Raw genomic sequence first — 12,350 nt, 5'->3', positions numbered from 1 at the left:
GTTACAGATGAAAATTATAGAATATAGTATTTTTGTATAAACTTTTTGCAAATGTTAAAAAAAGGAAACAAACTTGGCAGTATTTTAACAGGAACTTGTCCTAAATGTCATTCTGAGAGTATGTATAAGGATAAAAATCCTTACCATTTATCAAATGTTTACGATATGCACGAGCGCTGTTCTCATTGTGGCACCAAATATCAAATGGAACCTTCTTTTTTTTATGGTGCAATGTATGTTAGTTATGGCGTTGGTATTGCCTTTGCTGTTGCTGCATTTTTTATCTCATATTTGTTTATTAAAACAAGCCTGCTAGTAAGTTTTATTTGTATTGTTGCTACGTTAATTGGTTTTATGCCTATAATTATGAGACTTTCTCGTAATATATGGATTAATATGTTTATGCATTACGATAAAAACGCAGTTGCTAACTTTAAGAAACAGAAGTAAGATACCTTTTTACAAAACGTTTACAGTCTATTTCTGCTGCAAGTGGCTTATTATTTTCTATAAAATTGTACAACTGCTGTGCTGCATATGGCCCAGCCATTACTCCTCTAGAGCCAAAACCGTTTAACACAAATATGTTTTTATGTTTGGGGTGCTCACCTACAAGTGGTTTACGGTCTGCTACCGTGGGTCTTACGCCTGCTTTGTGGTCTACCACCTCATAATTGCATTTTAAAAATGTATGAAGCTTAGTTAACAACTCTTCTTTAGCTGCTTGTGAAGTATTGTTAGTTTTATCATCTCTGTTATATGTAGCTCCAATTCTGTATAAATTATTACCCATTGGAATAATAAAAACCGATGACTTTATAACTCTTTCTTCCTTTAAATCTGGTGCTTTTATAGTTAAAAGCTCGCCTTTGGTTCCATTTAAAGGCAAATAATTAAAATATGGATTGTTTTTTAGCCCAAAACCAGTTGCAAAAATTATTTTTTCTGCTTTTATGCCTTTGTAGTTTATACAATCATCTTCAATTGTTAGTGCATTAAAATTAAAAGTTTCTTGCAGCAAAGCATTTTTAGAAATAAGGTAATTTTTATAGGTAGATAAAAGCTCTTTAGTATCTATTCTACCTGTGTGCAAAACCTCTCCGTAGCCAAAATTAGCATCTATATTAGCATTTTTATTTTGAATAATTTTAGGCGACAAAAAATAACTAAGACTAGGTTTATCCATAGCCTCAAACCACATATTTTGTTCTTCTACAGATACAAACCTACGTAGCACTGGTATTTTATAGTCTAACTGTACTTGTAATTTTTTTTCTAGTGTTTTATAAAATGGCAAAGCAATATCTAATTGGTGTTTTGCATTCCAAGCTAACGTAAAGCGTTTTAAAATTACAGGATTATACAACCCGCCAGCAACTACAGAAGATGTCTGTGAACTATCTGCAATTACCTTAAACGTTTTATTGTTTTGCTCTAGTGTCTCACAAAAAGATATACCTGCCAAACCAAGACCTACAATTACATAATTTACCATACTACAAAAGTAGATAAAGTAGCTTAATTTAAAGCATAAAAAAACTCCCTAGGATAAATATCCTAAGGAGTTTGCTTATTTTATTTGAATTGGAATTCTAAAGCAATTTTTTTAATAGCTCCACATATCTTGTTCTCTGTCTCTAATAACCTCTTTAATTCTTTTGGCTTCTAGTAACTGGAACAATGCGTTGTCTGAAATGTAATCTTTAATTTTACGATCTCCGTGTACATTTTCTTCTTTGTAAATTGTTGCATGAAACCTTCTAGAGTTTAGCAACATATCAAAAGAAATTGGACTTGCAGAATTACGCTGGTTAAAGACTTTTGCTTTATGTAATATTTCTCTGGCATCTGGGTACCAAACCCAAAATAAAGGAATTTTATTACCATCTATATCTACAGATTCATCATCTATAAAGTTAACATCTGGTGCAACTGGTGCAATACCTAATAAACGATATTTTAACTCACCTTGTCTTTTATCAAAATACCACATTCCTTTAATTAGGTATTCTTCTAAATCTGCTGCTACAAGATCTCTTTTATTAATGTATTCTTCAGATACTTCTTCACCAGCATTGTACTGGTCATAACCGTAATCTGTTGTATCTACTTTTTGCATAGAAGCTTTTAAATCTTCTAACTTTCTTTTTTCTGTAAAGTAAGAATCTGCATAAACTTCTAATTCTCCGCTTTTAATAGCTTTCATTAAAACGTGGTATAAAGACCTTCTGTTTTTTCCTATATCAATTGTATCTATAGGGTAGTATAACGGAAAGTTTACACGCTCATCTAAATCTATAACTTCCCATACAGTTGTAGACCATAAAACATCTCTGTCGTCTACGTAACCATACTTTAAAGGTCCGTCATTATCTTTTTTAATTTGTGCCTCAGTTTTTACACCTATTTCTTCTGGCTTTTTTGCATTCAATACGTTTGATTGCGCCATAGCAGATATTGAAGACACTGCTAAAAATCCTACTACTAAAATGTTTTTCCAATTCATCATTTAAATAATTTTGTTTTGAAGCTATAAGTAAGTTGCCATTTTACAATAGCAACTTACCGTTTAGTTTCATTTATTCTAGTTTGTAATTTCTACAAGTACACTAGAAACTTTCTTTAATCTGTAACTCTTGTTATTTGTAATATAAGCTTGGATATTAAATATCTGAACCATATCACCTCTTTTTGCTCTTTTTAATGCAGACTTAGCTCTACTGTCTAATTTTCTACCATTAACTCTTATTGTTGGTTGTCCTGGAACTTTAAAGCTAAAGCCGCTTACACCAATATTTAAATCAAAATCAAAATCTTCTAATATTGCACCTATTGTAGAAACTTCTAAGTTTTTACGAGGCATTTTAACGCTACCAGTTTCTCCTCTAATAGAACCTGTTGGACTTGGTATATCTTTAATTCTAAATTCTGAAGAAGAACTAACTGGTTTGCCATCTGGCAATGTACCAGAAGCTTTAATTGTTACTGTTCTACCAGAACCAGGAGTCATAACATACTTGCTACCACTTACAGGCTTTAAACCAGGAGCAGAAGCTCTTACTTTATTGTTTGGTATACCAGGTATAGAAATTGTCATTGGGTTAGCAACACCTCGGTAAACAACGTTCATTTTATCTGCTGCAATTAATGCTGCACTTGGCTTAGATATAGTTGCAAAAGAATTTTTAACTTCTACTGGAACTTCTTCACCATCTTGCTTAAAGAAAAGTGTACCTGCTACTTCGTGATCTCCTGGGTTACCAGCACCAATTAACATTTTAACACCTCCAGCTTCTAGCTGATAATCTGTACCTTCTTTTAATTTTCTACCATCTAATGTTAACTCTGCTCTTACTGGAGTAGATGTATCATCAGTTTTGCTAATTATAATTTTACCATCATACTTTTCACCTGCATAAAATGCTGATTTAGATCCAAAAAGTGATGTTTTAAATTTCTTTAAAGAAACTTGGTCTGTTAAATTACCTTCTAACATTGCTTTTAAAGCGTCTTCTTCAGTTGCTTTAATATCAGACTGTAAAGCTGTAATTTTAGTTAAAGAAGCTATTAAAGGAAAACCTTCGTAGTGATAGTTAATCCAATCTTGCTTGGTTTTATCTTTCTTCTCTACTTTACCATTAGCGTCACCAGTTTCAAATCTAGCTTTTACAGATCCTTTAATTTTATCTGGCACAAGGCTAGATACTTGCTCACGGTAGTCTTTAATTCTTTTCATGAACTCTTTACCACCTGGAGCTAAATTTTCTCCGCTAAAGAATTTTTGATCTAAATAATCAGACTTATCCATAACTTGGTAATCTGTAGGATCCTCAACGTTCTTAGTCATCTCTTTCTTAAGACCTTCTAAATAGTCATAATACTCTTGAGATATTGCTTGTACTTTTTGTGCTTTTTTGTAATCCTCAGCATATTTTGCTGCGTTTTCTTCAGCCTTTGTTCCAAGACCTTCTAAAAAAGCTACGTTGTTTTCTGTTGTTTTTTTGTTAGAAGCTTCCATCTTTACATTCATTAAGCCGAATGCAGCTAGAACTTCTTTACTCATATTTAACGCCAGCATACAAATGAACACTAAGTACATTAAGTTTACCATTCTCTGACGTGGTGACTGTTTTCCTCCTGCCATGTTTTCTACTAATTTTAGTTAATAATTGATTTGGGGTTAAGTATTAACTAATTAGTTTTTACTCATTGCTGATAACATACCACCGTATACTCCGTTTAAAGAAGATAAGTTAGTAGCTAAAGATTCCATTTGATCTTTTAATGCAGAAGAGTTTTGTACTACTTCTTCATTAATTGAAGCTTGTCTGCTAGCACTCTCTAATTGTACTTTGTATAAGCTGTTTAATGATTCCATCTGCGTAGCAGCCTGTACCATTTCTTCAGAATACTTTCTAGTAGATTCCATTGCGTCTACAGTAGGAGCAATTCCTTTAGCAGCACCTTCAAAGTTTTTAATGCTGTTACCAAGGCTTCCCATTAATTCTGCATCAACACCAGCTTCTTTTAACATATCATCTAATTTTTTAGATAAAGATGCTTCTGTTTCTTTAACTTCTAAAGCTTCGTTTTTCTTTTTAGCTGATCCTTCACCACCTGCTAACTCTGGGTATACTAAAGACCAATCTAACTCGTCTTCTATTGGCTCAAATGCACTAATGGCAAAAATAAGTGCCTCTGTAATAAGACCAATTGCTAATAATACACCACCGTTTAATGGACCTAACTCCCAGTGAAGAATTTTAAACAATGCTCCAATAATTACTACAGATGCTCCAAGGCCATAGGCCATATTAAATAATTTCTTTGTTGATTTTGATTGTGCCATAATTTCTAATTTTAATTTGGGTTTATTAATTATAAGTATTTAAGGTTAAATTTATTCGGTTTTTTAGTCGGTAGAATCTTCTTCTCCCATATAATCTTGTACAGTTCTAAAGCCAATATAACTACGGGCAGAATCTCTGTATTCATAATCTCTTGTAGATACTTGTAAGAAGTAAGCAACATCTTTCCAAGAACCACCACGTATTACTCTTCTTGCGTTTCCACTATCTCCTCCGTTAGGATTCATTGTAGATACAAAATCATAAGTACTTGGGTCGTAGCTAGAGCTTGTCCATTCAGACACGTTACCAGCCATATTATACAAGTTAAAGTCGTTAGGCTCATAAGATTTAGCCTCTACTGTATATAATGCTGCATCTGCAGCGTAATCTCCTCTTTGTGGCTTAAAGTTTGCCATATAGCAACCTGTGTCACTAATAACATAAGGACCACCCCATGGGTACATACCACCTTCAATACCACCTCTTGCAGCGTACTCCCACTCTGCTTCTGTAGGCAATCTAAATTTGTTTACTGGTTGTTTACCTCTACTTTTTTGGTCGTCGTTCTTTAATTTTGTTCTCCAGTTACAAAAAGCTGTTGCTTGGTCCCAAGTAACACCAACTACAGGGTACTCACTATAAGCATCATGCCAAAAATAATCGTTATGCATTGGCTCGTTATAAGAGTATTCAAAATCTTTAATCCAAACTGTTGTATCTGGGTATATTGGTAACTCTGTCTGCTTAATAAAATCTTTTCTGCTTCCAGTTTTAGATCTTGCAGCTGCGTCAATATCCATCCAACTATACTTGTATATAAGTTGTGTTACATCTATAGTACGTTGGCCGTTGTATGCTTCTTCTTCAGGTATGTATAATTTATCCATTACCTCTACATAGTACTCATCTGGAAATTCAAACGTGTCCCAAATAAGTTTTTCATCCTTATTTAAAGCTCTACCTTCATATCCTAATGGGCCACCACCTCCGTAGTTGTCCATCATATACTTATCATACTCAGACATTTTAGTTGTATCTGCATCTTTAAATGCATAATCTCCAATACCACCATCTTCTGGGCCTAAGCCTAACTCGTCTGCCAGTATTGCCAATTTTGTTCTTGTGATAGAATCTTTAACCCATTCTACAAACTGACGATACTCACTATTTGTTATTTCAGTATCATCCATATAAAAAGAAGTTACTGTAACAGTTTTAGTTGGCGCATTTAAAACCTGCGCTTGGTCTTCTTCTGTTTTACCCATGATAAAAGATCCTCTTGGGATCAATTCCATACCATAAGGTTTCTCCGGATACCATTTTTTTCCTTGGGCTCCTACCAATTCTCCTTTTGTTCCTGACTTACCACAACTGCCAAGTAAAAGAACAAATCCCATGGACATTAACAATAGTTTCTTCATAATTATAGGTTAAATTTCGATTTAAGATATTTAGTTCTTAAACATATATATTCAATCATTAAAACAGCGTTTTAAACGAAATATTGTATTAAGACACGTTATTTTGTTATTTTTTTAATTGAGGCCTTTTTTAAATGCCTTAAACCACCTTTCTGGAATGTTTTGGTTGGTAGCCTCAACATAATCCGCCTTGGTGCAGGGTAATAACGCAGGCATTTCGTTTTTATTATATGAATTTAAAATTGATGGCACTTCTACCCACCATCTTTCTGTTAAATTACTTTTATAAAAAACTAGTTCCTCTAAGTCTGACGGAACTATATACTTTGTAAATGCTTCTTTATTTAAATAAGGTAGTTCTTGTACTCTAAAGTTGTATCCTTCTATAAAGTACCATATTATTTGGGCTACTAACTGAAATGATTGGTTTGAGTTTTCGCTTTCAAAAACGCCAAACACTGCTAATTTTTCACTTATACCTGCATACCTTGCAATGGCACAAATTTCTCTTCCTGTAAATCCGTTTGGAGAAAAATTATTTAACATTCCCATTTCGCTTGCGCGCACAGCTCGAGCATCTAAACTAACAATATGTGCATTTCGTAGAATTGGCTCTACCAAGGTAATGTCTGATGTTACCTCTCCTAAACGATAAGCATCAAAAAAAAGACGCTCCATTAAGTCTATTTCTTCTTGAGAGTTAAAATAGCTTTGATAGCCAATATTTGAAAAATTAAATAAGTTATTAGGCTTATCTGTAATAATTTTACTCATATAGGAATGAGAGGAAATAAGCTCTTCATGATCTCCAAAATCAAACCTACTATCTACATTTACTAGGTTAATCATATTTCGGAGTCCGTCAAAAGCTCTGTAACAAGGGTATGTTAGGTCTTGTGTAGGACCAATTACTATTGGCACTATATTTTCTTCTATTAAGCCAGCTATTACTTCTTTTACTACAAAATATGTGTCACTAACTTTTTCGCCTGGCTCTACATCTCCTAAATCTATAATGGTAGAGTTCCAATTACCTACCATTAGTTTGTATAGCTCTAGCCTAACTCCAGATAAATCTAAAGGTTCTGCTTTTTTTTCAAAAGCATTTCTGGCTTCGTTTACACCAATTATAGCTATAGATGCCATTGCCAAAACTGGCAATCCTTCTTTTTTTGTGTGTTTATATATTTTTTTTCCTAATGCTTGCGACGGTAATAGCTCACAATGAGCTATTACTTTATCTGCCACTGGAGTCAAAAAATCGAACGCCATATATTTTTACTTCTTAGTCTTTGGTTTTGCTTTTGCCTTAGGTTTTGCTTTTGCTTTGGTTTTTTTCTTTGGGGTTTTCTTTTCTATCATTGCTTTAGCTTCTTCTAAAGTAATTTTAGTAGCGTCTACTGTTTTAGCCAATTCTACTTTTATTTTACCTTTAAGAACATTATGTCTACCCCACCTTGCTTTTTCTATACGTATACCTTCTTCTGGCCATTCTTGTATTAACTTATCTATTTCTTTTTGCTTTTTAGCTTCAATAAGTTCTACAATATCTTCATAAGAAAGTGTATCAAAATCGTATTTTTTATTTACGTTAATAAACATTCCGTTCCACTTTATAAACGGACCAAAACGCCCTACACCTTTAGTAACCTCCATATCTTCATAAGAAGCTATTGGTGCATCTGCCTTTTGTTTTTCTTTAATTAACTCTATTGCTCTTTCTTTGGTAATATCTAAAGCACTTTCTCCTTTTTCCATAGAGATAAACTTTTTACCAAATTTTACATAAGGACCAAACCTACCAACGTTTGCAGATACTTCTTCACCTTCATACGTACCTAAATCTTTTGGAAGTTTAAAAAGCTCCATTGCCTCATCAAAAGTAATAGTACCTAAGGAGTGCTCTGGTAATAAACTTGCAAATTGTGGTTTCTCTTCTTCTTCTGCTGTACCTATTTGCACCATTGGCCCAAACCTACCTAAACGTACAGAAACTTGCCTGCCTGTTTTTGGGTCTGTACCTAAAATACGTTCTCCACTTGCTCTATCTGCATTTTGCTCTACATCTTCAACCTTAGGATGAAAATCTTTGTAGAAGTCTTTCATTACTTTACCCCAGTCTTCATCTCCTGTTGCAATTTCATCAAAATCTTCTTCTACTTTAGCTGTAAAATTATAATCTAAAATTGTTTCAAAATGATTTACCAAAAAGTCGGTTACAATCATCCCTATATCTGTAGGTACCATTTTACCTTTATCAGAACCAACTGTTTCTGTTAAGTTCTTTTCTTCTACATTATTAGCCTCTAACACCAATTGTGTATACTTACGCTCTACACCTTCTATAGTTCCTTTTTCTACATAACCTCTGTTTTGTATTGTAGAAATTGTTGGCGCGTAAGTAGATGGTCTTCCTATTCCTAATTCTTCTAGTTTTTTAACTAAAGATGCTTCTGTAAACCTGTACGGAGCTCTAGAAAAACGTTCTGTTGCTGTAATGTAGTTGTTAAGTAATGCTTCCCCAACCTTCATTGCTGGTAACATTCCTTCTTGCTCCTCTGTTTCTTCATCATCATGACCTTCTAAATATACCTTTAAAAAACCATCAAACTTAATAACCTCTCCGTTAGCTGTAAATTCTTCTTTATGTTTGTCTGCTTTTATTTTTACATTGGTACGCTCTAATTGTGCATCACTCATTTGCGAAGCTAAAGTACGTTTCCAAATAAGCTCATAAAGTCTTGCTTGGTCTCTTTCTAATGAAGGAGATTGCCTTTTCATATCTGTTGGTCTAACCGCCTCATGCGCTTCTTGTGCACCTTTGGTTTTACCTACATAATTACGTACCTCACTATATTCCTTACCGTAGTTTTGTATTATTGCCTCTTTAGCTGCATCTAAAGCTTCTTTAGACAAGTTTACACTATCTGTTCTCATATAGGTTATTAAACCTGCCTCATATAAACGTTGTGCAACTTGCATTGTTCTTCCCACAGAAAAATACAATTTACGTGCAGCCTCTTGTTGTAAGGTTGATGTTGTAAATGGCGCTGCAGGAGATTTTTTAGCTGGTTTTTTATCTAAGTTAGCTATAGAAAAATTAGCACCAATATTTTTATTTAAAAAATCTTGAGCTGCCTTTTTACTAGAAAATGTTTTATTAATTTTTGCAGAAAAACTACTGCCAGATTCTGTTTTAAACTCTGCAACTACTTTAAATGAAGCCTCTGGCGTAAAAGCTTCTATTGCTCTTTCTCTTTCTACTATTAACCTCACCGCTACAGACTGCACACGACCTGCAGAAAGTCCTGGTTTAATTTTTTTCCAAAGCACCGGAGATAATTCATAACCAACCAACCTATCTAAAACCCTACGAGCTTGTTGTGCATTTACCAAGTTATAATTAATTTCTCTTGGGTTTTCAATTGCTTTTTGTATTGCAGATTTTGTAATAGAGTTAAAAACAATTCTTCTTGTTTTGCTTTTATCTAATTTTAATTCTTCTGCCAAATGCCATGAAATAGCTTCTCCCTCACGATCCTCATCACTTGCAAGCCATATAACTTCTGCCTTGTTTGCTAAATCTCTAAGTTTTTTTACAAGTTTTTTCTTTTCGCTATCTACTACGTACTTAGGGGTAAAATCGTTTTCTACGTCTACTCCTAACTCTTTAGATGGCAAATCTGCTATGTGTCCAAAGCTAGACTCTACCTTGTAATCTTTTCCTAAAAATTTCTCTATTGTTTTTGCTTTTGCAGGTGACTCTACAATTACTAAATTCTTCGCCATTTTTTGGTTTTTGGTTGTACAAAAGTATAGCAATTTTTTTATTTAATACGTTATAAGGTAGAAACCAACAAAAAAAGACCGCTTAAATTAGCGATCTTTTGTCTGTTTTTGTATTAAATTAATCTAGATTTAAGCTACTTAACAAGCTTATATTATTTTCTAAATATTTGTATTGATACAATGTATTATCACCAACCATTAATAGGTTATCCTCTCTAGGAATAACATCAAAAGTTACAATATCTTTAAAATGATTAATTTCTTTTAGGTTGTTTACATCTGTTTTATCATAAACTTTTAAACCAGATTCTCCATCGCATATAAAAAGAGTATTACCTTTTATTCCCAACCCATAAGGGCCATCTAAAGGATATTGTTTAGCCAATACTGGATCTGCAATAGTACTTATATCTACTATATACAAACCACTTTCTGTTGCCCCACAGGTATTGCCTCCACGTAAAGTTACGTATGCATAATCTCCGTCTACAACAACAGGATCACAAGCTGTACCGTGCTGAAACTCTGACACAAATGTTGGTGTTTCCGGATTTGTTATATCATATATATACATACCACTTTTGCTCCCTAAAAATAAATGATTATCTCTATTAAAAATAGTTTCTATATCAAAACCAGCATATACATCTTCTAAATCTACAGGGTTTTCTAAATTTTTAATATTAAACACATTTATATTGTGGTTATCTACTGCGTACAAATAATCCTCTACAATTTTAAAACGCGCTAAAGAGCCACCTTGACCAACACTACGGTCACCTGTTGCATTGTTTACTGCTACATCTTCAAACATTAATTGCACATCTTCTTTTAACCTACGTTCTGTAACTACTTGCCAACCAACTAAAACCTCGTCCTCTGTAGTTGCATTATCCCACTCATAAATATCGGCTAGAGGCCAAATAATATTTTCTTTAAGTACATTTTTTAATCTATTTACCAGTTTAATATTATCTTTATTAGCAATATTAAAAACCAATAAATCTCCAAGACTGTCTGCGTACAAGTAGTTGTCTTTTACAGAAATATCTACATTACCCGCAATTTTAATAAACGCAATTTTTATTGGACTTTCTGGATTTTTATTATCAATAACGTGTACACCTTTATATTTATCATTTATAAAAATGTAATTGTTATATGCATATATTTTACCAGATTCTTCAATAGGTTTTGGCGCAATAATATCTCCACTATTCTCAAACTCAGACAAGCTAATTTTTAATGGTTTTGCCACTAAAAAATCTGCATACTTATCACTATTTTCATCATCTGTACAGCTAAAAAGTGTAGCTATAAGTACCAGCAATAAACTAAAGTGTTTTTTCATTTTCATATCTTTTTGGTTGTTACAAAATAGATACACAAAAAACACAAAGGTTGCGTAGGTTACTCAAAATCAGGTGCAAGCGCTTTTAATCTATCTTCTGTTTCATCTGCAAAACCAACTCCATTTTTATAAGCGTAGTAAATAGGAATTCTTGCTAGCATTGCCGTAAACAAAACTCCTACTACGCATAGTATTACACCAAGTTGTGCTATTAACCCCATTACAAAGGTAACTCCAAAAAGCACCAACCAATTTTTATTACCTAAAGCAAAACTAGCCTTTACTATTTCTAGGGCAGACAATTCTTCTTCAAAAGCTAAAAACACAGGAAGTAAAGCCAATGGCACACCTAAATAAATTAAACCTACACCACAAGCAAGCATACCTACTATAGCTAAACCAATAGTTATTGAAGCCAAAATAAAAGCTTTTATCATATATTGTTTTTTAAAGTAGTAAAAATGACCATCTGTGTTTAGTTTTGCATCTTTAGCCCTACATATTCTATAGAAACCAGCCATTAATAACAGGTTTGCAGCAAAAATACACATCATTATAATTGGCATTATAACCATTGAAAACAAAGTATAAATAATAGGTGGGTCTTGTCTTTCAAATGCTTCTGCATTAAAAATACCAAGTGCTATTAAAGGCGTGTACATAACTAAAACAAGCAAGAATGTTAACAATGCACTAAACAGCACCGTAACAAACCCTGGCAACCAAACCACTTTAAACAATTCTATACTTTTATTAAAAATATCACCAAAATCTAATGCTGGTTTTGTAATTATTTTCCCTTCTACGTTGTAAAAATTCATCTCTATAATTTGTTTAAAAAAAGCAAAAATAAACTTAACTGGGATTTTACTACTAAAAAACTATTAAATTTAACTGTCAAATTGTCACATTTTTATATTTAGTACTATCTTTGTGCTT

Annotated in this window: 10 protein-coding genes; 1 reads left to right on the top strand and 9 read right to left on the bottom strand. The window is 33.1% G+C overall.

Annotation, left to right across the window (positions count from 1 at the left end):
• The first annotated feature begins 51 nt into the window (after nt 1-51).
• Nucleotides 52-450, top strand: coding sequence for a DUF983 domain-containing protein (locus tag KLA_RS12170; RefSeq protein WP_013620334.1), 399 nt, complete (start codon nt 52-54; stop codon nt 448-450).
• Here the strand turns inward: KLA_RS12170 and KLA_RS12165 are convergent.
• From KLA_RS12165 to KLA_RS12125, 9 genes are all read right to left on the bottom strand, one after another.
• Nucleotides 434-1,495, bottom strand: coding sequence for an NAD(P)/FAD-dependent oxidoreductase (locus tag KLA_RS12165; protein ID WP_034646188.1), 1,062 nt, complete (start codon nt 1,493-1,495; stop codon nt 434-436). The genes KLA_RS12170 and KLA_RS12165 overlap by 17 nt on opposite strands.
• A 111-nt stretch (nt 1,496-1,606) precedes the next feature.
• On the bottom strand, nt 1,607-2,506 hold the full coding sequence (gldN, locus tag KLA_RS12160; RefSeq protein ID WP_034646186.1) for a gliding motility protein GldN: 900 nt from the start codon (nt 2,504-2,506) through the stop codon (nt 1,607-1,609).
• 78 nt (nt 2,507-2,584) lie between these two features.
• Nucleotides 2,585-4,144, bottom strand: a complete 1,560-nt coding sequence (gene gldM / locus KLA_RS12155) for a gliding motility protein GldM (protein WP_013620337.1) — start codon at nt 4,142-4,144, stop codon at nt 2,585-2,587.
• Between the two features lie 51 nt (nt 4,145-4,195).
• Nucleotides 4,196-4,849 carry a gliding motility protein GldL gene (gldL, locus tag KLA_RS12150; RefSeq protein WP_013620338.1) on the bottom strand — a complete coding sequence of 218 codons (654 nt, stop codon included), beginning with the start codon at nt 4,847-4,849 and terminating at the stop codon, nt 4,196-4,198.
• Between the two features lie 63 nt (nt 4,850-4,912).
• Nucleotides 4,913-6,271, bottom strand: coding sequence for a gliding motility lipoprotein GldK (gldK, locus tag KLA_RS12145; protein ID WP_034646184.1), 1,359 nt, complete (start codon nt 6,269-6,271; stop codon nt 4,913-4,915).
• Nucleotides 6,272-6,385: 114 nt separating this feature from the next.
• Nucleotides 6,386-7,543, bottom strand: coding sequence for a formimidoylglutamase (locus KLA_RS12140; RefSeq protein WP_013620340.1), 1,158 nt, complete (start codon nt 7,541-7,543; stop codon nt 6,386-6,388).
• A 6-nt stretch (nt 7,544-7,549) separates the two neighbouring features.
• On the bottom strand, nt 7,550-10,060 hold the full coding sequence (gene topA, locus KLA_RS12135; protein ID WP_034646182.1) for a type I DNA topoisomerase: 2,511 nt from the start codon (nt 10,058-10,060) through the stop codon (nt 7,550-7,552).
• A gap of 118 nt (nt 10,061-10,178) precedes the next feature.
• Nucleotides 10,179-11,417, bottom strand: coding sequence for an LVIVD repeat-containing protein (locus KLA_RS12130; RefSeq protein ID WP_235183568.1), 1,239 nt, complete (start codon nt 11,415-11,417; stop codon nt 10,179-10,181).
• A gap of 53 nt (nt 11,418-11,470) precedes the next feature.
• On the bottom strand, nt 11,471-12,232 hold the full coding sequence (locus KLA_RS12125; protein ID WP_034646177.1) for a hypothetical protein: 762 nt from the start codon (nt 12,230-12,232) through the stop codon (nt 11,471-11,473).
• Nucleotides 12,233-12,350 lie beyond the last annotated feature (118 nt).

Source organism: Cellulophaga geojensis KL-A (assembly GCF_000568425.1).
Taxonomy (GTDB): domain Bacteria; phylum Bacteroidota; class Bacteroidia; order Flavobacteriales; family Flavobacteriaceae; genus Cellulophaga; species Cellulophaga lytica.
Note: the sequence above shows the minus strand (reverse complement) of the source record. Positions and strands in the feature narration are given on the sequence as shown.